We start from the raw sequence: 23815 nt of genomic DNA, 5'->3' as shown, positions 1-23815 counted from the left end.
GTAACACTAGTTGTTACAACGAAGGGCGGCAAGCCCCGCGAGGCTCCAGAAGTTCTGGATCAAAGAGTAACAGCACTTGTGCAAGTGCTGTTACTTTGAAGGGGTGACGCACGACCCCACCGAGGAGACCAGCGTCTGGCGACCGCTGCGCCGCCTGCTGGCCGACCTCGACGACGAGATCGACCAGTTCTACGCCCAGCGCGGCATCACCAACGTGCGACCGCGGTTCGTCGGGCCGCTGATCCGGCTCGGCCACCACGGCGCCATGACCATCCGCGAACTCGCCGACGCCCTGGAGGTCACCCACTCGGCCATGAGCCAGACCGTCGCCGCGCTGCGCCGCGACGACCTCGTGCGCAGCGCGACCGGATCCGACGCGCGCACCCGCCAGATCACCCTCACCGATCGCGCCCGGCAGATCCTGCCGCTGCTGGAAGCCGAATGGCGCGCCAGCGAAGCGGCCCTGCGCGAACTCGACGCCGAAACGCCCTACGCGCTGAGCAGAGCGGTCGCCGACCTGCGGGAAGCCTTGGCGCGGCGCCGCTTCCGCGACCGCCTCACCGACCACCTCCCGCCGTCGTGACCAGCCTCGACCGGGTGCTCGACACCCGGCCGCTGCGCACCAGCACCGACTTCCGCCGCCTGTGGTGGACCGGGGCCGTGGTGTCGATGGGCGGGCAGTTCACCGTCGTCGCGGTGCTGTTCCAGATGTGGCAGCTGACCGGCAGCGCGGTGGCGGTGGGCGCGGTCGGGCTCAGCCAGGCGCTGGCGATGGTCATCACCGGGCTCGTCGGCGGCACCCTCGCCGACGCCGTCGACCGGCGCACGCTGGCACTGGTGGCCAACGCCCTGCAGCTGAGCGCGGTGGTGCTGCTGGCCCTGCACGGCCTGGCAGGCGCCGGATCGCAGTGGGTGCTGCTGGCGCTGGTGGCCCTCAACGCCGCGGGCAGCGGGCTGGGCGCACCGGCCCGCCGCACCTTCGTACCCCGCCTGCTGCCCGCCGACCTGGTCCGCGCGGGCGTGGCGCTGCTCAACCTCAACTTCCAGGTCGCGATGCTGCTGGGCCCGGCCCTGGCCGGAGTGCTGGTCGCGCAGTGGGGAGTCAGCACCTGCTACCTGCTCGACGCCGCGGGCTTCACCGCCGTGCTCTACGGGGTGGCGCGCCTGCCCTCGATGCGGCCCGACGGGCAGACCGGCCGACCCGGAGCGCGCGCGATCTGGCACGGCTGGCGCTTCATCGCCGCCAGCCCCGTGCTGCGCGGCGCGCTGCTCACCGACGCGCTGGCCACCCTGCTGGCGATGCCCATCGGCCTGTTCCCGCTGATCAACGAGGAGCGCTTCGGTGGTGACCCGCGCACCCTGGGACTGCTGTTCACCGCCCTGGCCGTCGGCGGCATCACCGCGGGCGCGGCATCCGGCGCCCTCACCCGCGCCGCGCGCCCCGGCGTGGTCCTGCTGAGCTCCGCCGCGGTGTGGGGGCTGGCGCTGGCCGGGCTCGGACTGTCCTCCGAACCGTGGCAGGCGCTGTGCTGCCTGGCCATCGCCGGGGCCGCCGACACCACCTCGGTGATCACCCGCGCGGCGATCGTGCAGCTGGCCACCCCCGACTCCCACCGCGGCCGGGTCAGCGCAGTGGAGCACATCGTCGGCGCCGGCGGCCCCGAGCTGGGAAACTTCCGCGCCGGGCTGGTCGCCGAGGCGACCACGGCCGCCATCGCCGCGTGCACCGGCGGCCTGCTGTGCGCGGCGGGCATCGCGTGGCTGGCGCTGACCAACACCGGGCTGCGCCGCTTCGACACTCCCCAGCAGCACAGCTGAGCAGAGGCAGTCCCGTCCAGAACCCGGACCCGGCGCGGGAAAACCGTTCGACACGACATGGTGCGCGCGAGAACATTCCACCCGTGACCCCCACCCCGGACATCACCGACCACGCGCAGATCCCCGTGCTGTGGGTGTGCGGTCCGCCGGGGGTCGGCAAGACCTCGGTGGCCTGGGCGATCCGCGAACGGCTCATCGGGGAGGGCATCGATGCCGGTTTCGCCGACATCGACCAGCTGGGCATGTGCTTCCCCGAGCCCACCGGCGATCCCGGGCGGTACCGGATGAAGACCGCCAACCTGCGGGCGGTGGTGGCCCACCACCAGACCGCGGGCGCCCAGTGCGTGATCGTCTCCGGTGTCGTCGACGCCGCGCGCGGTGTGGCGGCCGAGGAGATCCCGCAGGCGCGGCTGAGCGTGTGCCGGCTGCGCGCCGACCACGGCGAGCTCGCCCAGCGCTTCCGGGCCCGCCAGGGCCAGAGCGCCCCGGTGACCGAGGTTTTGCGGGAAGCCGACGCCCTCGACGCCGGTGCCATCGCCGAGGTGTGCGTGGACACCACCAGTCGCACCATCGGCGAGACGGCCGAGCTGGTCAGGCAGCAGTGCGGGCACTGGCCCGGCGACCCGGCGCCCCGGCAGGGGCGAGCACCCCAGCGCACGACCTCTGCGGACGGGGCGGTGCTGTGGTTGTGCGGCGCCGCTGGGGTGGGCAAATCGGCCACGGGCTTCGCGGTCTACCAGCAGACCCTGCACGCCGGGCACACCGCGGCCTACGTCGACCTCGACCAGCTCGCCTTCTGCGGCCCGCCCGGCGATCACCGGCTCAAAGCCGCCAACCTCGCCGCTCTGTGGGAGAACTACCACGCCGCCGGTGCCCGCCGCTTGGTCATCACCGGCCCGGCCGAGGACACCGCGGCGGTCGAGATCTACTTCGAAGCTCTGTCAGGGGCCGTGTTCACGGTGTGCAGGCTGCACGCCGGAGCCGATCAGCTGGCACACCGGATCATGCTGCGCGGGCAGGGCAACGGCTGGCCGCAACCGGGCGACCCGCTGATCGGACGCCCGGCCGCGCACCTGCGCCAGGTCGCCGAAGCCGCCGCCGCGCAGGCCGAGGTGCTCGAGCGCGCAGGGCTGGGCGACCTGCGCGTGGACACCAGCACCCGCACCGCGCAGCAGGCCGCCGAGGAGGTCGTCGCAGGCACGGGTTGGCTCGGCTCCTGACCGGTCGGTCCACCGATGACTCCGGCGGCGGGGTAGTGCACGAGCGCTGCTCCGGCCGCGCCGGGCCGATCACCAGAGAACAGCTCGAGGCCCGTGGGTGATGCGGGATCTCGTGCGGATCACCATGCCGACCACACGCCGGTAGCCGCCGTCCGCTGGGCGTAGTCGGCGAAATCCCTCGGTTCTCGCCCAGTGGCTCGCAGCACCCCGTCGCTGAGGAAACCGGTCTTCCCGCGGTGCAGCCACTGGAACGGGCCCGCCTGCATTTCCGCCGAGTCCCGGTCGTAGCCCCGATCGATCAGGCGCTGCACGTACTCGGACATCCCCACCGGCAGGTGCTTGATCTCCCGGCCGGTCGCCCTGGCGATCTCGGCCACCGCCTCGGCGAAGGTCATCGCCCTCGGCCCGGACAGTTCGTAGACCTGGTGCTGGTGGCCGTCCTCGGTGAGCGCGGCGACCGCCACCGCGGCGATGTCGGTGGCATCCACGAACGGCACCGTGCCCTCGCCGACGGGTATCGCCACCTCGCCGTCGCGCACCTCGGAGAGCTTGGGGTCCTCCTCGAAGGTCTGCGCGAACCAGCACGGCCGCACGATCGTCCATTCCACGCCGCTGTCGCGGGCAGCGCGCTCACCGTCGGCCACGGCCTGCGCCCAAGGCCCGTACGGGGTGTCCAGCAGGTAGTTCTCGCCGTCGTCACCCCGCCCGGACAGCGCCACGATCCGGCGGACTCCCGACCGCACCGCCAGTGCGGTGAACTCCGCCGGATCCACCACACCGACCACGCCCCACACGTTGAGGTAGACCGTGTCCACCTCGGCCAGGGCTGGTTGCCAGGTGGAACGGTCCGCCCAGTCGAAGCGGGCAGGGCTGGACCGGGAGACCGCCCGCACGGGTCGCCCCAGCTCCCGCAGCCGAGCGACCACATGACGGCCGACCTTCCCGGTCGCGCCCATCACCAGAATGTTGTTCACGACCAACACACTATCGAGAGAATGTTGGCAAGGCTAACCTAATTTCAGAGGTTCTCCCGGGACGGCCCGACGCCCGACCGGTCGGTCCACTGAGGACGCGGGTGACCGGTCGGCGCGGCGGCGGCCACGACGGTGGCCTCGCGCTCGTCGCAGTGCAGGACGCGGGGGAGCAGGCCCGCTGCGGCGAGGATCTCGGCCGTGCGCGGGGCTTGGCCGCGGCTGGTCTCGATCAGCACCACGCCGCCGGGGGCCAGCCAGTGCGGTGCTTGCTGGGCCACGCGGCGCTGGATGGCCAGACCGTCGGTGCCGCCGTCGAGCGCGATCGCCGGTTCGTGCAGCCGGGCTTCCGGTGGCATCAGGCCGACCTCGCCGGTGGGCACGTAGGGGGCGTTGGCCACCAGGACGTCGATGCGGCCCCGCAGCCCCACCGGCAGCGCCTCGTACAGGTCACCTTCGGTGACCCCGGCCGTGGCGGGCAGGTTGGCCGCGGCGCAGGCCACCGCGGCCGGGTCGATGTCGGCGGCGTGCAGTTCGGCCTGAGGGCACGCGGTGGCCACCGCGGCGGCCACCGCAGCCGCTCCGCAGCACAGTTCCACCACCACCGAGCGGGGAGCGGTCAGCGCGATGGCCTGCTCGGCGAGGAATTCGGTGCGGCGACGGGGCACGAACACGCCGGGAGCCATCGAGATGCGCAGCCCGCAGAACTCGGCCCAGCCCAGCACCTGCTCCAGCGGAAGCCCGGCGACGCGGCGGGCCACCAGCTCGGCCAGCTCGGCCTGATCGCCGGCTGCTCGGTGCAGCAGCGCGGTTTCCTCCTCGGCGAAAACGCAACCGGCCGAACGCAGTTCGGCCACCACATCAGGAGAAGTCGACGAAGAAATCGTGAGCGCCTTTCGAAGATCCGGTCGGGCGCTCCAGCGCGATCACCAGCGGTCGCGGCCGGAGGGGAGCACCCGTTCTGCCACAGCGGAAATGGGTCTCACCTCCTTCGTCTCCCGCGGTCCTGGAGGACAGTAGCAACCGCGCCCGCCCGCACCGGGCGCCGGGCGCGGAAAACAGCACCGGGGTCGTGACCAGCTGGTCACGACCCCGGGCTTTGCAAGTCCTGGCAACAGGCCCCGGTTGTCGTTCTGGTGCCCCGGTATTGCGCTCGCGGCGAGTGCCGCCAGCCTGCTGCCTCAAGCCCGCACCGGCGCACCGGGCGGACAGCGGGTGTTCAGACCCGCGCGTTGCGCTGGTGCACGCTCGTGTGCGGGTGCCGCATCACGGTGCGGGCCCGCTCCATCTCGCGCGCCATGCTGCCCAGCCAACGAACCAGACCTGCCATCGGGGCGTCCTCCACTACTCCGAGAGGGTGAATCGACGACTCGTCGCCGGTTGTCAACTCCGGTTCCCGACAACCGACGTGAACCGGACCGCCAACGGCCGTCTCACCCGCCATGTCGTTGCAGGTAGTCCCGATGTTTCACCCACTACATAACGGAACGATAACGAAGATTCGGATGGGTTGCCCGTCCCCCGGCAGGGGGTATCGGAGTGGGTCGTGCGGACGCCGCGTCATCACCCCGGATGCGCACCCACCGCATCGCGCAGCTCAGCGGCCACCGCCACGTCCGAGTGGCGCGCGCAGTGCGCGCAGCAGAAGAACCGGCCGCTGGCCTCCACCCCGTGCCCGAGAATCCGGCACCCGCAGTGCTCGCACACCGGCGCCAGCCGCTGCGCGGCGCACTCGAAGCTGTCGAAGGTGTGCACCCCGCCGCCGGTGGTGCGCACTTCGAAGGTCATCCAGTAGTCGTTGCCGCAGACTTCACAGGTCCCCATGACGTCGCCTCCCGGTGGGAATCGCCTCTGGCACCGGCAGCATGCGAGCCCGCGGCCACCTCGGCAACCGCGCCCGCCCGAGGCGGTGCCACCACGCCTGCCGGTGTGCCAACATGATCACCGTCACACCCCGCGAGCCCTCCGGGAGCAGCCATGCACGACGACCGCCACATCGTCGAACAACGCCTCGACCGCGTCCTGGCCGAACGACTGCGCCCCGCCCAGCACAGCCACACCGCCGCCTGCGACATCGCCGTCTGGCACGTCCCCGGCGAACCCGTGCCCGTCACCGAAGCCCTGCGCGCCGACTACACGCCCACCACCGTCGGCCAGCCCTGGGGCCCGGCGTGGGGCACCAGCTGGTTCCGCATCACCGCCACCGTCCCCGAGCAGTGGGACGGCCGCACCGCCGAAGTCCTCATCGACCTCGGCTTCGACGACGACCGCCCCGGATTCCAGTGCGAAGGACTCGCCCACACCCCCGACGGAACCCCGGTCAAAGGCCTGCACCCCCGCAACACCTACCTGCCGCTGGGCCGCAACAGCGCGGGCAAGACCCGCACCTTCTACGTCGAAGCCGCCGCCAACCCCATCATCCTGGGCCCCAACGGCTTCCAGCCCACCGAACTCGGCGAACGCCCCGCCGAACCCGGCCCGCCGCTGTACGTGCTGCGCCGCGCCGAGGCCGCCGTCCTCGACGAAGACGTCTGGAACCTCGTCCAGGACACCGAAGTCCTCGACGAGCTGATGCGGGAACTGCCCACCGACTCGCCCCGCCGCCACGAGATCCTGCGCGCCCTGGAACGCATGCTCGACCGCCTCGACCTGCACGACGTCGCCACCACCGCACCCGCCGCCCGCGCCGAGCTCGCCGACGTCCTGGCCCGGCCCGCCCACGCCAGCGCCCACACCCTCTCCGCCGTCGGCCACGCCCACATCGACTCCGCCTGGCTGTGGCCGCTGCGCGAAACCGTCCGCAAGGTCGCCCGCACCACCGCCAACGTCACCACGCTGATGGCCACCCACCCCGACTTCCACTTCGCGATGTCGCAGGCCCAGCAGCTGGCGTGGATCAAGCAGCACCACCCGCAGCTGCACGACCGGGTGCGCACCTTCATCCACACCGGGCAGTTCGTGCCGGTCGGCGGCATGTGGGTGGAATCCGACACCAACATGCCCGGCGGCGAGGCCCTGGCCCGCCAGCTCATCCACGGCAAGCGCTTCTACCTGGAGGAGTACGGCATCGAGACCCGCGAGGTGTGGCTGCCCGACTCCTTCGGCTACTCCGCCGCGCTGCCGCAGCTCATCGCCGCCTCCGGCTCCCGCTGGTTCCTCACCCAGAAGATCTCCTGGAACCAGACCAACCGCTTCCCGCACCACACCTTCTGGTGGGAGGGCATCGACGGCACCCGGGTGTTCACCCACTTCCCGCCCGCCGACACCTACAACGCCGAGATCACCGGCAGCGAACTCGCCCACGCCCAGCGCAACTTCGCCGAGCACGGCCGCGCCACCCGCTCGCTGCTGCCCTTCGGGCACGGCGACGGCGGGGGAGGCCCCACCCGCGAGATGCTCGCCCGCGCCGCCCGCACCGCAGACCTGGAAGGCTCACCGCGAGTCAGCCTGGACACCCCCGCGGAGTTCTTCACCGCCGCCGAAGCCGACCACACCGGCCCCGCCGTGTGGTCCGGCGAGCTCTACCTGGAGTTCCACCGCGGCACCTACACCTCCCAGGCCAAGACCAAGCAGGGCAACCGCCGCAGCGAGCACCTCCTGCGCGAAGCCGAGCTGTGGTGCGCCACCGCCGCCATCGCCACCGGCCGCGACTACCCCTACGACGCCCTGGACCGGCTGTGGAAGCAGGTGCTGCTGCACCAGTTCCACGACATCCTGCCCGGCTCCTCCATCGCCTGGGTGCACCGCGAAGCCCAGGAGACCTACCGGCACGTGGCAGGCGAACTGGAGGCCATCACCACCCAGGCCCAGCAGGCCCTGGCCGGCCCGCCCGCGCACCCGATCACCTTCAACGCCGCACCCCACGGCCGGGGCGGCGTGCCCGCCCTGGGCGCGGCCACCGGCGAGCACACCACACCGCCCAGCCCCACCCGCCACCCCGACGGCACCATCACCATCGACAACGGGCTGCTGCGCGCCACCCTCGACCAGCGCGGCCTGCTGATCTCGGTCTACGACCACGCCGCCGAACGCGAAGCGCTCGCCGCACCCGCCAACCTGCTGCAACTGCACCCCGACCACCCCAACGCCTGGGACGCCTGGGACCTCGACGGGTTCTACCGCCACCACGTCCACGACCTCACCGACGCCGAGGACATCACCCTCGACGAGCACGCCGTGCACATCCGCCGCCGCGTCGGCGAGTCCACCATCGACCAGCGCATCAGCGTGCCCGCGCACGCCCGCCGCATCGACATCACCACCGACGTCGACTGGCACGAGACCGAGAAGATCCTCAAGGCCGCCTTCCCGCTGGACGTCCACGCCGACCGCTCCGCCGCCGAAACCCAGTTCGGCCACGTCATGCGCCCCACCCACACCAACACCTCCTGGGACGCCGCCAAGTTCGAGATCTGCGCGCACCGCTACCTGCACGTCGGTGAACCCGGCTACGGCCACGCCCTGATCAACGACTCCACCTACGGCCACGACGTCACCCGCGACAGCGGCTCCGAAGGCACCACCACCACCGTGCGGCTCTCGCTGCTGCGCGCCCCGCGCTTCCCCGACCCCGACACCGACCACGGCCGCCACCGGCTGCGCTACGCCCTGCTCGTCGGCGCCGACATCGGCGACGCCGTCCGCGAGGGCTACCAGCTCAACCTGCCCGAACGCACCACCCAAGGCTCGCGCACCGTGGCACCGCTGATCACCGTCGACAACGACGCGGTGGTCGTCGAAGCCGTCAAGCTCGCCGACGACCGCAGCGGCGACCTGGTCGTGCGCCTGTACGAATCCCGAGGCGGCCGCGCCCACGCACGGCTGACGATCTCCTTCCCGGCCACCGCCGTCACCCGCACCGATCTGCTGGAGCGGCCGCTGGCCGAACCCGACGCCACCACCGACGCCCTCGACATCCGCCTGCGCCCCTTCGAGATCCGCACCCTGCGCTTCACCCGCACCACCTGAGACCGACCTCGGCGGAAAACCCGGCACGGCAGGGGAGGAGCGCGCGGCGGCGGTGCCTGGACCGACCGCTGCGCCTCGTGCTCGCGTGCTCCTTCGCGGAGCGGGCGTGAGTGAGTTCACAGAGCCCGCGCCCCGTTCGCGAGTAGGTTCTCGAACATGGAGAACGGCGGACCCAGCCGGACAGCGCTCATCACCGCCTACGCCCGCGCCTACCACCAGATCGCCGACCGGCCACCGATCTTCACCGACCCCCTGGCGGCACGTCTGCTCGGGGTCACCGCGGAGGAACTGGCAGAACTCGGCACGCCCACGACCGATCTCCTCGGTGCCGGGGCCAGCGCCCGGCCCCGCCGCCTGTTCTTCGCCGCCCGCGCCCGCTTCGCCGAGGACACCGCGACCGCGGCCATCGCCGCTGGTGCGCGGCAGGTCGTGATCCTCGGCGCGGGACTGGACACCTTCGCCTATCGCACTCCGCGCCCGGACGTGCGCGTCTTCGAGGTCGACCACCCCGCCACCCAAGCGTGGAAACGCGAACGCCTTGCTGCGGCCGGGATCGACCGCCCCGAGACGCTGACCTTCGTGCCGGTCGACTTCGAAACCCAAACGCTGTCAGCGGGATTGGAATCCGCCGGGTTCACGCGGACGGACCCGGCCGTGTTCGTGTGGCTCGGCGTCGTGTTCTACCTGACCCCGAACGCCGCCCACGCCACCCTCGAATACATCGCTGGGCAAGCCCAGCCGGTCGAGGTGGTCTTCGACTACCTGCAGCCAGCGGCCACCGCCGAGGACCGTGCGCACCAGCGGACGCGTGCCGACCGGCTGGCAGGCGCCGGCGAACCCGTGTTCAGCTACTTCGCGTCCGACGACATCGCAGCACGACTGCACGCCCTGGGGTTCACCGGCGTCGAAGATCACTCCGCTCCCGACCTCATCGCCGGCTACCTCGACGGATCCGCGGAGTTCGCGGGCGAACCGCCCAGCGCGCTGCGCGCGATCCGCATACTGCGCGCGAGCCGCTGAGGATTGCCCGCCGCGCCACCTCTGTCACGAGGAAGGCAGTCGGCGGGGCAGCGCTGAGCCGTTCGGCAGCGACTGAAGGACTTTCGACGACCTATTGCCAGCGGGCCGGCGCAACGGCTGTTCCTCCCGGCTACCGGAGCTTGTGCACCTGGGTGCTGTCGACGTCCAGGACGGTGCCGTCGGCGGCGGTGGGCAGCAGCTCGGGCACGAGGGCGCCGTTGCGGTCCAGGAGGGTGGAGTGGGCTTCGTCCGGGGCGAAGGCGTGGCGTTCTCCCCACTGGCGCAGGGTGACCACGACGGGGAACAGGTCGCGTCCGGCGTCGGTGAGCGCGTACTCCTGGCGCCGGCCCGAGGGTGCGGTGCGCTGGGCGAGCAGCCCGTGGGCGGTGAGCTTGCGGAGCCGGTCGGTGAGGATGTTGCGGGCGATGCCGGTGCGGCGCTGGAACTCGGTGAACGAGCGCGCCCCGTCCATCGCGTCGCGGATCACCAGCAGGCTCCACCGGTCGCCGACGAGGTCGAGCGTGCGGGCGACCGGGCAGTCGGGGTCGGTCCAGGCCGGGTCCGGAGAGGTCATCACACCCCCAAGAAGAGTTGCGTATTGAAACCATTGTGCCCTAGCCTCCGAACAGTTGCAAAATGCTACTGATTGGAGCTCGCGCGATGAACGCGTGGCGACGACTGCTGCTCGCGACGATCTGCGGCGTAGCAGTGGCCAGCATCTACACCGCACAACCAGTGCTGGAACCGATGAGCCGCGACCTCGGCATCCCCGCCGACCTCACCGGATGGCTCGTGGCCACCGGCCAGATCGGCTACCTCGCCGGCCTCCTGCTGCTGGTACCGCTGGGCGATGTGGCCGACCGACGACGGCTCATCACCGCACACCTCGCACTGACCGCGACCGGCACCCTCCTGACCGCCACCGCCCCGAACACCTGGGCAGCACTCACCGGCCTGGCAGTGGCCGGGCTGTTCGCAGTCGTCGTGCAAACCACCGTCGCCTACGCCGCATCGATCTCCGCACCAGACGAGCGCGGCAAGAACATCGGAGGCGTGACCACCGGCGTGGTCGTGGGCATCCTCGGCGGACGAATCCTCGCCGGCACACTCGCCGAAGTGTGGGGCTGGCGAAGCGTCTACCTCGTCCTCGCCGCGCTCGCACTCGGCCTCGCAGCCCTCGTCCCCGCCGCGCTGCCCGCCGACCAGCGCACCGAAAACCCGGCAACCTACCGACAGGTCATCGCATCGCTGGGCGGACTGCTCCAGCAACGCCTGCTGCTCACCCGCGGACTCATCGCGCTGTTCCTCTTCGCCTCCTTCGCAACCCTGTGGAGCGGCATGGCCCTACCCCTGGCCGCCGCACCGTGGCACCTCGGAGAAGCCCAGATCGGACTGTTCGGCATCGCCGGGCTCGCCGGCGCGCTCGGCGCCGCCCGCGCCGGACGGTGGGCGGACTCAGGACGAGCGACACCGGTCACCGGCCTGGCACTGGCCCTGCTCCTCGCCTCCTGGACAGCCATCGCACAGCTGCCGTGGTCGCTGTGGCTGCTGGCAGGCGGAGTGCTCCTCCTCGACTTCGCCGTCCAAGCCGCCCACGTCAGCAACCAGCACCTGCTCACCGCAGCGAACCCGGACCGCACCAGCAGCACCATCGGCGGCTACATGCTCTTCTACTCACTCGGCTCCGCCCTCGGCGCAGCCACCACCACGCTCGTCTTCGCCTCCACCGGCTGGGCCGGATCCAGCCTGCTCGGAGCCGCCTTCGCCTGCTGCGCCCTCGCCACCTGGGCGATCGACCGCCACCTGCCCACCCGCAACACCCCGGCCGAACCGGCGAGCACCCGCTGAACCCACCCGGCTTGCACCCAGCCCCTCTTGGCCGATACTCGGCCAAGAGGGGAGTACTTCACCAAAGGCCCGACCGGTCAGGACGAACAACCCCGGCAGGTGTTCCCGGCAGGCCGCCCACCGCGGGCGAAGGAGACCTCGAACCGACCAGTTCGAGGAGACCCCGTGCCCACCACCTCCATCGGCACCCCCTGGCTGTGGGCCATCAGCATCGCCGCCCTGCTCGCCCTGCTGACCACCGACTTCCTCGTCACCCGCCACCCGCACGAAGTCCGCCTGCGCGAAGCCATCGGCTGGACGACCTTCTACCTCACCCTGCCCCTGCTGTTCGGACTGCTGCTGTGGACCACCTTCAGCGGCCAGCACGCCCTGGAGTTCATCACCGGCTTCGTCGTCGAGAAATCCCTGTCGGTGGACAACCTGTTCGTCTTCATGCTCCTGCTAGCGGGCTTCGCCGTCCCACCCGAACTCCAGCAACGCGTCCTGCTCTACGGCATCGTCGGCGCACTGGTCCTGCGCGGCGTGTTCATCGCCGCCGGAGCCGCCCTCCTGCACACCGGAACCTGGGCCTTCCTGCTCTTCGGCGCCGTACTGCTGATCACCGCAGGGAAGATCCTCCACGAGGCCATCACCGGCACCGGATTCGACCACGACGTCTCCGACCTGCGCTCCGTGCGGCTGCTGCGCCGCCTCATGCCCATCACCGAGGACTACCGCGGCACCCACCTCGTAGTCCGCGACAGCGGACGGACAGCCCTCACCCCGCTCGCCGTCGTCGTGGTCGCCGTCTTCGCCACCGACATCGTCTTCGCCGTGGACTCCGTCCCCGCCGTCTACGGCGTCACCGACGACCCCTACCTCGTCTTCACCACCAACGCCTTCGCCCTGCTCGGCCTGCGCGCCCTCTACTTCGTCCTGCACACCACGCTCACCCAGCTCGAACACCTCAGCCACGGACTGGCCATCATCCTGGCCTTCATCGGCGCCAAGCTCGTCCTGCACTGGGCCCACGACATCTGGCCCGCACTCCCGCAGATCCCCACCACGCTGTCCCTGGCCGTCATCGTGCTGGTACTGGCCACCGTCACGGCCACCAGCCTGCACACCCGCCGAAAAACCCGGCCAGAACCCACCAACCCACCATGACCACCACACCCGCCACCAGCTCCACGCCGTCCGCGACCACCTGCTGGGAGTGACGGGCCACCACGGCGCCGCGCGCGACAAGTATCTCAAGGCGGCGAGCCTCACCACGAGCTTCCCGCGCCGACGTCACCTGCACACACGCGCGGCCTGGCTCACTCCTTAGCCGCGTCGAGCATCTCGCGAACCCGTTGCGCCTCCCACGGGGCGTCTTCGACGGGCCACTCCGCGCTCAGCGCCTCAAGCATGGCGCGATGGTCCTCGATGATCCCTTCCCACATCAGGGCCCACGCGGCGGCCGCCTGGACCTCCACCTCCGGACAGCGCGTCGCACGCACGAGCGCGTCAACGGAATTGTTGCCCGGCGACTCGTCCAGGATGTTCAGGGCCCTGACACGGTCGTTCATCCGCACGGAGTCGTCGCAGGCGACGTTCCCGAGCGCCTCGACGACCCGAGGGTCGGCCTCCTCCGCGTCCTGGAACACCACTTCCGCAGCGTCGAGAGCCTCGGAGCGGATCAGGTCGTTCGCGGCGTTCTCCACGACCTCCGCCACGAGCGACGGCTCCGCCGCGACGCGGAGAGCCGCCAACGCGGTGAGGAGCTTGGCCTCAGGTCCGTACTCGCGGCTGAGCTCGGCCGGCGAGGACGGCTCCCGCAGCATGTCACGGATGCGGTCCAGGACGAGTGCCCTCTCCGGTTCACGCGCTTGCTCGCCGCCCCGCTTCTTGGCGCCGTCCGGGCTCCACCAGTGGTCGACGGCGATGCCCACGGCCGCCTGGTCGTCGCTTTCGAGCAGCGTGCGAAGCGCCTGGTGATACGACTCGTCCATCCCGGGAGCCCGCAGCCTCTTGTGGGCGCGATGCAGCTCCGGGTCCGCCAGTCGGTGTCCTTCCCAGTGAACGCTGTGCGGCTTGCCGAAGATCAGCTCATCGAGGTCCTCGCCCATGGCACGCTGGGGAGGCCAGTCGTCCCAGCTCTCGGCGACCTCCTCCAGGATGGCGCGGTGGCGCTCCATGCCTCCCGTGCGAACGAGGAAATAGGATGCGTGGGCCTGGACCCTCGGCTCGCCCTCATGGAGTGCCCGGAGGAGGATGTCATCGGCCCCCGCACCGAGGCTGCCAGCTAGGACGCGGATTGCTGTCTCCCCGAGAGACAGGTCGAAGATCAGGTCCCCCAGGGCTTCGATTAGCCTCTCGTCCTTCTCCTCGGCCTCGTCGAGCACACCGTAGGCCACCCAGATGGCCTCCTTTCGGACCGTGTCCGAGTCCGTCCGCTGGAGAACGTCCAGCACGAGGTCGGTGTCGCCGGGCTCGGCGTGGCGCGCCCCGATCATGTTCAGAGCGCTCACCTCGGCGGGCGACATCGGCCGCCGGAGCACCTCACGGGCACGGGCGAGTACCTCGGGCAGGTATGCGTTGGCACGTTCCTCGTCCTCCAGGACGCGGCGCAGCCCTTTCCAGGACTCGTGGTGGTCGAGCGCGATTCCCACGGCTACCGGGTCCTCGCTGCGGAGCAGGGTGGCGAATGCTTTGAGGCATCCCTCGTCGCTGAGCGGGAACCTCAGCTCCTCATGAGCCTTTCGGAGTACCGGATCGTCCAGATCGGTGTCTTTCCAGTAGATGCTGTGGAAGCCTTCGAGCGCTTCGCGTATCCATTGAACCGTCGGATGGACCGTCGGGCCCACATCCTCGGGCCAAGACTCGACAAGCCGCTTGACGCGGTCGCGGTGGACGCGGAGCCGCAGAGACGTCGCGAGGCAGCCCACCGCGAACACCTGGAGTTCCAGATCGGGCGACTCGGTGAGGCGGACGAGGAGGTCCTCGACCTCTGGTAGATCGAGATCGTCCAGGGAGTGCATGGCTTCCTTGCGTTCGCGCACGTCAAGACTCTCGTCCAGCACTTTGGCGATGATCAGCGTCAGCAGCCGCGGGTTCGGCTCCTCGCCGGCCGCGAGGGCAGTGCCGGCCGCGTCGAAGCCTGTCGACCCCGCGGCGTACTCGGGGTGCTCGAGGGCGTCGGCGATCAGATCAGCGTCCTGCGCTTCCGCGAGGTGCCGCATTATCGTGAGAGCGCTGTCGTGGCTATGGCCGGACCGCGGCCGCCTGAGGAGGTCCCGGGCAGCGAAGAGCACATCGTCGTCCAGCGGTCGATAGGGGTTGTCCACACCCCACCTGGTGTCCGCCTCTGCTGATTGGTAGTCATCCAGAGCCCGGCAGACGACGTCGATGTCGTCGCTTTTGAGCCGGGCACTGAACTCGCCGAGGCGGAACTTCTCGCCGTCGTCGCTCACGACACCTCCTACAAGATCATCGCCTCATGCTGGCAGAGCGCGCCCGATCATGTCTCCGCATTTTCTGATCACCAGCCGGAGGGAACCCGATCACCCCCGGAGGGAGGTGCGGGCCCGGCTCATGCCGCCGCCGTTGTAGCCCCACCCGAACCCGCCGCTCTGGTCGGCATCGTGCGGAACGAGCTCGGCGAGCACCTCCACGAAGATGTCCCGGCGCCGCATGCACCGGTGGAACCGCTCCAGCACGCAGAAGGTGTAGGCGCCCCAGCAGGTCACGGCTTAGCGCTGTCCACCGTCCCGATGTTCCAAATGGCTTGTATTGCAACGGATGCGATTTCAGGTCGCCGCGCGAATCGGCTCGTCCTCATGGCCAGATACGGCCTGTGAGCTGGGGTGGATCCTTGGTGTTCGAGGCGTCGAACCCAACTGGGCTGGCCACCGGGCGATGGTAGCGCCACCGCTCCGAGGGGGCGTGATCAGCCCGAATGCAGCTCCGATCGCATTAGATGCGATGATCTCGCATCTAATGCGATCTACGGAGCGTGGTGTCGAGTGGTCGAGGGCGGGCGGGTTCCGGGTGTCGCCCGGCTGCATCTGGCCGACGGGGTGGCCTTGCTGCACCCGGAGGAGCAGGTGTTCTCCGCGATGCTGGAGGGCTGGCGCAATCAGCAGCTGGCGCGGAACCTGGCGCTGTCCACGATCGACGGCCGGGAGAAGGCGGTACGGGCGTTCGCCCGGCACGCGGATGTGTTCCCGTGGTGGTGGACCCCGCAACTGGCCGACGAGTGGTTCAGCGATCTGCGGGCGGTGCGCCGGTTAAAACGGTCGACCGTGCGCGCCTACCAGGAGGCGCTGCGAGGGTTCTGCCACTACGTCACCGACCCGGCCTACCAGTGGCCGGCGGAGTGCGAGCAGCGTTTCGGCACACACCCGGTGCAGGTCTGCCACGAGTGGAACACCGCGGTGCACGTCCAGGACAGCGAGGCCGACCCGGCGAAGCGCGCGTTCACCCTCGACGAGCTGGAGCTGTTCTTCGACTACGCCGACGAGCAGGTCGCGCGAGTGCGGGTCGCCGGACGCAAGGGCTGGTTACCGGCGTTCCGGGACGCCACCCTGTTCAAGGTCGCCTACTCCTTTGGCCTGCGTCGCAACGAAGTTCGGATGCTCGACCTGGCCGATCTCGGCCGCAACCCGCACGCTCCCGAGTTCGGCGACTACGGCGTGCTCTACGTGCGGCACGGCAAGGCCAAGAAGGGCTCACCGCCGAAACGACGCAGCGTGCTGACGGTCTGGGACTGGACACCAGAGATCCTGGAGCAATGGATCATCCACGTGCGCCCGGCGTTCGGCCGCGCCGACAGCCCGGCGCTTTGGCCCTCGGAGAGGGCCGAGCGGATCGCGTTGAGCCAGCTCGACGCGCGGTTCGCGCTCTACCGCGACGCGCTGGGCCTGGATCCTGGGCTGGATTTCCACTCGCTGCGCCGCTCCTACGTCACGCACCTGATCGAGGCCGGATGGGATCCGTTCTTCGTTCAGCAGCAGGTCGGGCACGAACATGCCTCGACGACCTCGATCTACACGTGCGTGTCCTCGGATTTCCGCACCCGCACCCTGCGCCGCGCCCTGGACGACACCCTCGGCGCGGCCCTCGACCCGAACCGGAGGACACGATGAAACGCCAGGTCAGCTACCAATGGCGGCTGCGGGAACTCATGGCCGGGCACGGCATGTTCTCCACCACCGAACTCGTTCCCCTCCTGCGCGAACGAGGCATCGAGCTGTCGGTATCGCAGGTGCACCGGCTGGCCACCGGCACGCCGGAACGGTTGTCGCTGGCCGTGCTCGCCGCGCTCTGCGACATCTTCGAATGCACCCCGGCAGAGCTGATCGCGACCAAGGCCGAGAACGCCACCGGCCGCAAGACAGCCACCGACGACGCCGTGATCGACCCGGCGGCGATCACCCCCAAGCGCGCCCGCCTGCGCCCCCGGTGATGAGCCCGTCCTACACGACCAGGGAACAGTTCGAGCGCTGGCACCTCCGGGACTGCGCACGCTGCGGACGGCGGGCGGCCAAGGCCGCGAACTGGGAAGGCCCGATCTGCCGAACCTGCTTCGATCACGCCGTCCACACCTGGGGTTCCTGCCCCGACTGCGGCACCCACCGCCTGCTACCGGGCCGCCGACAAGCAGGTCAGGATGTCCCGGTCTGCCGTGACTGCGCGGCCATCACCCGCGACTTCTTCTGCGACCGCTGCGGGTTTGAGGGCTGCCTGCTCGGCGGGCGTCTCTGCGAGCGCTGCACCCTCGCCGACAAACTCACCCAGGCCCTGGATGACGGCACCGGGCACGTTCACCCTGACCTCGTTCCGCTGCTCGACGGCGTTTTGGCCACCACCGCACCGAAACGAGAACTGTCCTGGCTCGCTACCTCCCGCGGGTCAGCCCTGCTCTCAGCGCTGGCCCGCGGCGAACTTCCCCTCACCCACGCCGCACTGGCAGCGCATCCGGACTGGCGGGTCGTCTCCTTCGTCCGGGAACTGCTGATGCACCACGGTGTCCTGCCGCGCCTGGACAAGCAGCTCATGCTGTTCGAGCGCTGGCTCGCCGGGCGCCTGGCCGACATCGAACCTCCCGAACACGCCCAGCTCGTCCACCGCTTCGCCACCTGGAACGAGCTACGGCGGTTGCGGCGGAAAGCCGATGACGGACCTCTTCGCTCCACGACCACTAACGAATCCCGCCAGCGAATCAACCGCGCCGCCGACTTCCTGGCCTGGCTGGCCGACCACGACATCAGCCTCGAACACTGCACGCAGGCCGCCCTGGACGCCTGGCACTCCGAGCACTACGCGACCCGCCGGCCAGCGCAGGCGTTCCTGCGCTGGGCCATGCGCTCCGGGGCGATGCCCAAGCTGACCTGGGCTTGGAAGACGACGACCAACCCCACACCGATGGCCCAGCATCAGCGACTCGCGCTGATTCGCCGACTCATCGCCGACCAGACGATCCCGCTGCGGGAACGCACCGCTGGACTGCTCGTGCTGCTCTATGCCCAGCCGCTCAGCCGCGTCGTCCAGATGACCATCCACGACGTGATCACCAGCGACAACGAGGTGCTTCTCCGCATCGGCGACCCGCCCACGCCCGCACCCGGTCCGTTGGCCGGCATTCTCCGCGCGCTGCTGGCCGAACGCGCCGCGTTCTCCGGGCCGAACAAGGAATCCACCTGGCTGTTCCCAGGCCGACGCGCAGGCCAGCCGCTACAGCACCGCAGCCTCGGCGAAGCCCTGCACCGCCACGGAATTCCCGTCCAGGCCGGGCGCACCTCCGCGCTTCGTCAACTCGTCCTGCAAGCCCCAGCTCCGGTCGTCGCCCGGATGCTCGGCTTCCACGACAAGCACACCACCCGCGTCCTGGTCGAGGCCGGAGGCAACTGGAACCGCTACGCCCCCGGCGACCACGATCAGTGACTGCACCCCGGCCCATCACGTCGAATACAGGCCGTTCGATCACAAGAGCTCACCAGACTCAACCCCGCGCCTGAGACAGAGCGAGTGCTCCCCAGCTGGCCGCCGGGGAGCACTGCAACGTTCCTCATCGCTCGATCACGCCAGCAACCGCTGCCACGTCGCCCGATCGACCACACCGGTCACCGCCAGCCCAGCCGAGGCCTGGAACTCCCGCACCACCGACACCATCCGGTCGGAGAACCGCGCATCCGCGGCCACGTACCGGCCACCGGAGATCAGCAACGTCTGCACCGCACGCACCACATCACCCGAAGCACCACCACCCACCACCGGAACCAGACCATCCCAACCACGACCACCGAACAACCCCGGCTCGGCCACCCGAGTCCCCGAGCACTCCGCGCCCGTGGCACCGAGCTCACCGGCCAGCCGGCCCGCCACCTCCTGCGTCCGCCCGCCGAACACGCCATCCACCGGCACCGACTCACCCCGTGCCCGCAACAACAGCTGCAACGCGCTCACCCGCGGACCAGCCGAACCCGCCCGCAGCAACGGCCACACCACCGGCTGCGCCACCACCTTGCCCGCGGCAGCACCCACCGCCTCCCGCAACTCCGGTAATCGCGCGTAAAGCACATCACCCGGGCACTCGGTGGCCATGAAGTCCCGGTGCCCGTAGATCTCACCCGGCTCGATCCCGTACTGCGCCACCATGTACGCGCACAACTCCACCAGCGAATCCCACAACGCATCCGGCACCTTCGCATCGATGTAGGTGCCCTCGTTCTCGATCCCCAGCGACTCCGAGTTCTGCTCACCGGCATGCGCACCCAGCACGTGCTGCTCGCCAGCGGTCAGCACCGACAAGCTCTTGTGCCTGCCCTCCAGCAACCAGCCGCCCCGGGAATTGGTGAAGTTCTGCCCGGTGTCGATCCACCCGTTGGAATCCATGTGGAAGTCCTGGATCTGGCGCGCCAGCTCCATCGCGTGCTCCTGCGAGGTGTCCTCGCTGTTGGGCGTCGCGGTGTGGTGCACCACGATCTTCACCGGCTTCACGTCGAGCACCTGCACCGGAGAACTCGGCTCCCGCGCCTGCCAATCCGACGTCGAGGCGATCTCCGGCGCCGCCCGCCGCGACGACGACGCCCACACCGGAATCCCCGAAACGCCCACCGCCGTGGCCGCCAACCCACCGGCCAGCAACACCCGCCGGGCCACCTGAACACCGCGCAACACCATGCCGAACTCCCGCACGTCCGAACGACCAGATCCGCGCCGACCCTAAGAAGCACCACCCGCGCACGGGAATTCTTGGCGACAACCCGCCACCAATCCGACAACCATCCACAATCCGGCAAGATCACCCGTCGAACGACGTCATCACCGAGCCGCCACCGTGTCCCTGCCTGTGACCGACCACCACAGCGGACACCAGGAGTGCGACAGATGGACCGGTTCGCCCAGTTCCTGCACCGCCAGCTCGACATCGACCTCGAACTGCTGCGCCGAGCCAGGCAGGACGCCGAAACCGGCACCCACCACACCTGCCTGATCACCCCCATCCGCGGCTTCCGCGAGTACGAGCTCAAAACCCGCCTGCTCACCACCCACCAGCGCTGCGGCACCGGCGAAGGCCCCTGCGACGAATTGGGGGAGAGCTACCCGCCCGAGGACGAACGAGGCTGCCCCACCCGGGCCCTGCTCGGCCTGCCCTACACCGACCGCCCCGGCTACGCGTCCCGCTGGCGCCCCTGAGCCCGGTTCGGCGGACTCAGGGGCGCCGGATCAGGCGGGCAGCCCGGTGTCGACGACGAAGGCGATCTCGACGACCTGACCCGGGAAGGTCAGCTCCGCGATGCCCACGACCGTGCTCACCGGCCGGTGCGCACCGAAGTACGCCAGATTGCCCTCCGCCACCGCCGCGGCGTGGCGCTGCAGGCCCACCACGTACACCGTCTGCGAGACGACCTGGTCGCGGGTGACGCCGTAGTGCGCCAGAACGCGGTCCGCGTTGCGGTACGTCCGCTCCAGCTGAGCGCCGAAGTCGTCGGCGTGGACGAACTCGCCGGTCTCGTCCAGCGACAGCTGCCCGGAGACGTGGATCAGCTCACCGGACCTGATCGCCTGCGAGTAGCCGAACGCGCCCTCCGCCGGCACGTCGTGGTCGTAGACATCGATGGCCACCAGGCCCACCTTCTTCCGTGCTCTCTTGTGGTTACTCGGAAACCGTAGGAGAGTGTGAGCCGACCTGGAAGAACGCACTTTTCCGAAACAGAGGAACCCGATGGTGACCAAGCACCAGCTCGCAGGCCTGCCCGAAGACGCCGACCTGCGGCGCGCCGACTCCCTGGCCAGGGAGATCTTCTCCGACGTCGCCAACAAGTGGGCGCTGCTGATCATCGAAGCCCTCGGCGAGGACACCCGCCGCTTCAGCGAACTGCGCAGCGAAGTCGAAGGCATCAGCCACAAGATGCTCACCCAGAACCTGCGCATGCTGGAGCGCAACGGCCTGCTCGAACGAACCGTGCACCCCACCGTCCCGCCGCGCGTCGACTACACCCTCACCGAACCCGGCCGCGCCCTGCGCACCACGGTCGACGCCATCTGCGGCTGGACCCACGAACACCTCGACCACATCGAGAAAGCCCGCCACCGCTTCACCGGCTGAAACGACCGCGGCCAGGCGAGGGGAGGAGGGCACTGCGTTGAACGTCCTGATGCGCTACTCGAACGCGCCAGGCGGCCGCGGCAGGGTAGGGGAACTGCTGCGGAACTGGACGAATCACTGCGATAGTCAGCCAGCAGCGGCGGCTGTGGAACGTTCAGCCGGTCCGGAGTGGTACCGAGTTCGGTGAACGAAAGGTGCGGTCTCGAACCGCCGGGGTGCGTGACAGCGAACGGTCGGATGCAGCAAGCCAGCTCTTCGATGGAACTTTCTCCATTTGATGGATAATGTTGATTATCCATCAAATGGAGAAGTGGTTTCCGGGTGGAGAGGGTGCGTCCCGGGGGATCGAGGTGCGCCCCACCTGTGTTGATCAACCGCCTCTGCGCTCAAGCGCACATCCACTGGTCCCGCGAAGTACGTCCACCGCGCCGAGAAGCATGCCGAGTCGACCGATGGCAGCCCACAGCGCGTGGATCGCCGATCATCGAACCGAGCCGTCGCCCAGAGCCCGTTGATCATGAACTGACGAGCTGGACCCGGCTCGGATCCTGCTCGTTGTCGCAGGTGGACGTCCAGATCCATCAACCCTGTTTTGTCACTGTGACGTTAATAGCTGGATGGACGGTGACGCCGAAATGCCGTGCCAGCAAGGGCAACCCAGCACCCAGGGGGTCGCCAGGTGTCGGATGCTCAGGTGCGACTTCGCCTGCGTGCGGGCCGCACCTGAGCGCTGCCAGCCGGCGGGCCGCAGGCGCTCGCGAGAACCGACGGCGGCCCACCGCGACGAACCGTTGCGCACAACGACCGCCGACGGGTCGCCAGCCGCATGTGCGTTACATCGGTCAGCGTCGCCGAAAAGCCCTTCCGGAGGCCATCTCCGCAGGTCGCCGTAACGCCGATAATGTACATTATGTTAAGTCAATCGGAACGGCGGTGCCCCACTTCTCCTCTGGTGCTGCTGTCCGTTCTCAATCGAGCTGAGCCATCCCACATGTGCGTCTCAGGGCCTTCCTGCGTGCGGCGGGCACGTCTGACGGCCGCACGTACGCGCAACGGGTTCATGAAGTGTTCAGAACCAGTCGGACGAGCACGGCTCGCACCCTCCTCTGGTGCGCAGTGCGGGCGCCTCTCCCCTGGTGCGACCTGGTATGCGGGTGTCCTCCCATCAGTGGTTTTGCTGGGCTAACACTGCTCATCCCGGTCGCAGGGACCAATCGAGCGCCAGATGATGAGAAGCATGTTTCCTCCGCTGCAGGGAGTCCCGTTCGTCCATACCGATGGAGGTTGTGGTGGCAATCCTGTGCCGACCGGCGGTCGCGGTCCCCGAACACGTCATCACCGTTGAGGAGACCCTTGAACTCGCCGAGAGGATCCACGCCGGTCATCCGCAGCTTCCGCTCGTGCTGAGGTTGATCAGCAACACCGGGGTGCGCAAGCGGCACCTGATCCGGCCGATCGGCGAAACGCTGGAGCATCCTGGATTCGAGGTCCGGAACCGGATCTTCGAGGAGCAGGCCAAACAGCGCGTACCCGAGGTGGCCGCGCAGGCCCTGGACAACGCCGGTCTGCAGGCCGACGACATCGATCTGCTCGTGTTCGTTTCCTGCACCGGTTTCATGATGCCGTCGATGACCTCGTGGCTGATCAACTCGATGGGATTCCGCCCGGACACCCGGCAGCTGCCCATCGCCCAGCTCGGGTGCGCGGCCGGAGGTGCTGCGATCAACCGGGCGCACGACTTCTGCACCGCTTACCCGGAGCTGAACGCGCTGATCATCGCCTGCGAGTTCTGCTCGCTGTGCTACCAGCCCACCGACCACGACATCGGTTCGCTGCTGTCCAACGGGTTGTTCGGGGATGCGGTGGCCGCGGCGGTCGTGCGGGGCGCTGGCGGCAGCGGAGTGCTGCTGGAGCGCAATGCGGCCTCGCTGATCCCGGACACCTGCGGCTGGATCTCCTACCAGGTCAAGGCCACCGGGTTCCACTTCCGGTTGGACAAGCGGGTGCCCACGACGATGGGGCCGTTGGCGCCGGCGCTGCGCGCGTTGGCGGAGGTGCACGGGTGGGACGCCGCGGCGCTGGACTTCTACATCATCCACGCCGGTGGGCCGCGGATCCTCGACGATCTCTCCAGGTTCCTGGGGGTGCCCGCGGAGGCGTTCCGGTTCAGCCGGGCGACGCTGACCGAGTGCGGCAACATCGCCAGCGCGGTGGTGCTGGACGCGTTGTCGCGGATGTTCGGCGAGAACGCGCTGTCGGCTGGGGCGCGTGGATTGATCGCCGGTTTCGGGCCGGGCATCAGTGCGGAGATGGCTGTGGGCAGCTGGCTCCCGGAGGCGGCGGTCCCCTGGCCTCGTGCCGAGCCGGTGGCAGCGCGAGCGGCAGGAGGTCGTTGA

Annotated in this window: 21 protein-coding genes; 13 read left to right on the top strand and 8 right to left on the bottom strand. The window is 69.6% G+C overall.

The window, feature by feature from the left end:
• Window positions 1–103 precede the first annotated feature (103 nt).
• The 3 genes from OU416_RS15420 (at window position 104) to OU416_RS15410 (ending at window position 3038) form a co-directional block, all read left to right on the top strand.
• A complete protein-coding gene (locus OU416_RS15420; protein WP_270927647.1) occupies window positions 104–583 on the top strand; it encodes a MarR family winged helix-turn-helix transcriptional regulator in 480 nt (159 codons plus the stop codon).
• Window positions 580–1818: an MFS transporter gene (locus OU416_RS15415; RefSeq protein WP_270927646.1), complete on the top strand. Its 1239-nt coding sequence runs from the start codon at window positions 580–582 to the stop codon at window positions 1816–1818. The genes OU416_RS15420 and OU416_RS15415 overlap by 4 nt, the downstream gene beginning before the upstream one ends.
• An 83-nt stretch (window positions 1819–1901) precedes the next feature.
• Complete coding sequence (locus OU416_RS15410) at window positions 1902–3038, top strand: hypothetical protein (RefSeq protein ID WP_270927645.1); 1137 nt, start codon at window positions 1902–1904, stop codon at window positions 3036–3038.
• A 119-nt stretch (window positions 3039–3157) separates the two neighbouring features.
• Here the strand turns inward: OU416_RS15410 and OU416_RS15405 are convergent, their stop codons facing one another.
• From OU416_RS15405 to OU416_RS15395, 3 genes are all read right to left on the bottom strand, one after another.
• A complete protein-coding gene (locus OU416_RS15405) occupies window positions 3158–4012 on the bottom strand; it encodes an NAD(P)H-binding protein (protein ID WP_270927644.1) in 855 nt (284 codons plus the stop codon).
• A gap of 44 nt (window positions 4013–4056) precedes the next feature.
• Window positions 4057–4869 carry a putative protein N(5)-glutamine methyltransferase gene (locus OU416_RS15400; protein ID WP_270927643.1) on the bottom strand — a complete coding sequence of 271 codons (813 nt, stop codon included), beginning with the start codon at window positions 4867–4869 and terminating at the stop codon, window positions 4057–4059.
• Between the two features lie 703 nt (window positions 4870–5572).
• A complete protein-coding gene (locus tag OU416_RS15395; RefSeq protein WP_270927642.1) occupies window positions 5573–5833 on the bottom strand; it encodes a Prokaryotic metallothionein in 261 nt (86 codons plus the stop codon).
• A gap of 153 nt (window positions 5834–5986) precedes the next feature.
• Here OU416_RS15395 and OU416_RS15390 point away from each other — a divergent pair, with 153 nt between their 5' ends.
• On the top strand, window positions 5987–8977 hold the full coding sequence (locus OU416_RS15390) for an alpha-mannosidase (protein ID WP_270927641.1): 2991 nt from the start codon (window positions 5987–5989) through the stop codon (window positions 8975–8977).
• 156 nt (window positions 8978–9133) lie between these two features.
• Window positions 9134–9997 carry a class I SAM-dependent methyltransferase gene (locus OU416_RS15385; RefSeq protein WP_270927640.1) on the top strand — a complete coding sequence of 288 codons (864 nt, stop codon included), beginning with the start codon at window positions 9134–9136 and terminating at the stop codon, window positions 9995–9997.
• Window positions 9998–10127: 130 nt separating this feature from the next.
• On the opposite strand, the gene OU416_RS15380 is transcribed toward OU416_RS15385, so the two are convergent.
• On the bottom strand, window positions 10128–10571 hold the full coding sequence (locus tag OU416_RS15380; RefSeq protein WP_270927639.1) for a winged helix-turn-helix transcriptional regulator: 444 nt from the start codon (window positions 10569–10571) through the stop codon (window positions 10128–10130).
• Between the two features lie 86 nt (window positions 10572–10657).
• Here OU416_RS15380 and OU416_RS15375 point away from each other — a divergent pair, with 86 nt between their 5' ends.
• Together OU416_RS15375 and OU416_RS15370 are read left to right on the top strand one after the other, a co-directional pair.
• Window positions 10658–11845 (top strand): MFS transporter, encoded by a 1188-nt coding sequence (locus OU416_RS15375; RefSeq protein ID WP_270927638.1) that lies wholly within the window; start codon window positions 10658–10660, stop codon window positions 11843–11845.
• Between the two features lie 165 nt (window positions 11846–12010).
• The gene (locus tag OU416_RS15370) at window positions 12011–12991 is read left to right on the top strand and encodes a TerC/Alx family metal homeostasis membrane protein (RefSeq protein ID WP_270927637.1); all 981 of its coding nucleotides are present in this window, start codon (window positions 12011–12013) and stop codon (window positions 12989–12991) included.
• A gap of 152 nt (window positions 12992–13143) precedes the next feature.
• Here the strand turns inward: OU416_RS15370 and OU416_RS15365 are convergent, their stop codons facing one another.
• Both OU416_RS15365 and OU416_RS15360 read right to left on the bottom strand, forming a co-directional pair.
• Window positions 13144–15279, bottom strand: coding sequence for a hypothetical protein (locus OU416_RS15365; protein WP_270927636.1), 2136 nt, complete (start codon window positions 15277–15279; stop codon window positions 13144–13146).
• A gap of 90 nt (window positions 15280–15369) precedes the next feature.
• Entirely contained in the window at window positions 15370–15555 is a 186-nt protein-coding gene (locus OU416_RS15360; RefSeq protein ID WP_270927635.1) for a hypothetical protein, read from the bottom strand.
• A gap of 276 nt (window positions 15556–15831) precedes the next feature.
• On the opposite strand from OU416_RS15360, the gene OU416_RS15355 reads away from it, so the two are divergent.
• From OU416_RS15355 to OU416_RS15345, 3 genes are read left to right on the top strand one after another with little or no spacing between them, the layout of a single operon-like run.
• A complete protein-coding gene (locus OU416_RS15355; RefSeq protein ID WP_270927634.1) occupies window positions 15832–16953 on the top strand; it encodes a tyrosine-type recombinase/integrase in 1122 nt (373 codons plus the stop codon).
• Window positions 16950–17273: a helix-turn-helix domain-containing protein gene (locus OU416_RS15350; protein WP_270927633.1), complete on the top strand. Its 324-nt coding sequence runs from the start codon at window positions 16950–16952 to the stop codon at window positions 17271–17273. The genes OU416_RS15355 and OU416_RS15350 overlap by 4 nt, the downstream gene beginning before the upstream one ends.
• Window positions 17273–18751, top strand: coding sequence for a site-specific integrase (locus OU416_RS15345; RefSeq protein ID WP_270927632.1), 1479 nt, complete (start codon window positions 17273–17275; stop codon window positions 18749–18751). The genes OU416_RS15350 and OU416_RS15345 overlap by 1 nt, the downstream gene beginning before the upstream one ends.
• Window positions 18752–18886: 135 nt before the next feature.
• On the opposite strand, the gene OU416_RS15340 is transcribed toward OU416_RS15345, so the two are convergent.
• Window positions 18887–19990, bottom strand: a complete 1104-nt coding sequence (locus OU416_RS15340; RefSeq protein ID WP_270927631.1) for a peptidoglycan recognition protein family protein — start codon at window positions 19988–19990, stop codon at window positions 18887–18889.
• A 207-nt stretch (window positions 19991–20197) separates the two neighbouring features.
• Here OU416_RS15340 and OU416_RS15335 point away from each other — a divergent pair, with 207 nt between their 5' ends.
• Entirely contained in the window at window positions 20198–20506 is a 309-nt protein-coding gene (locus tag OU416_RS15335; protein WP_270927630.1) for a DUF6221 family protein, read from the top strand.
• A 30-nt stretch (window positions 20507–20536) separates the two neighbouring features.
• On the opposite strand, the gene OU416_RS15330 is transcribed toward OU416_RS15335, so the two are convergent.
• Window positions 20537–20935 carry a RidA family protein gene (locus OU416_RS15330; RefSeq protein ID WP_270927629.1) on the bottom strand — a complete coding sequence of 133 codons (399 nt, stop codon included), beginning with the start codon at window positions 20933–20935 and terminating at the stop codon, window positions 20537–20539.
• 100 nt (window positions 20936–21035) lie between these two features.
• Between OU416_RS15330 and OU416_RS15325 the strand changes: the two genes are divergently transcribed.
• Together OU416_RS15325 and OU416_RS15320 are read left to right on the top strand one after the other, a co-directional pair.
• Entirely contained in the window at window positions 21036–21419 is a 384-nt protein-coding gene (locus tag OU416_RS15325; RefSeq protein WP_270927628.1) for a winged helix-turn-helix transcriptional regulator, read from the top strand.
• 1289 nt (window positions 21420–22708) lie between these two features.
• Window positions 22709–23815 (top strand): type III polyketide synthase, encoded by a 1107-nt coding sequence (locus OU416_RS15320; RefSeq protein ID WP_270927627.1) that lies wholly within the window; start codon window positions 22709–22711, stop codon window positions 23813–23815.

Origin of the sequence: Saccharopolyspora indica (genome assembly GCF_027853965.1) — a bacterium.
Lineage (GTDB): Bacteria > Actinomycetota > Actinomycetes > Mycobacteriales > Pseudonocardiaceae > Saccharopolyspora > Saccharopolyspora indica.
The sequence above is the reverse complement of the archived record's forward strand: the minus strand, read 5'-3'. Positions and strand labels throughout refer to the sequence as shown.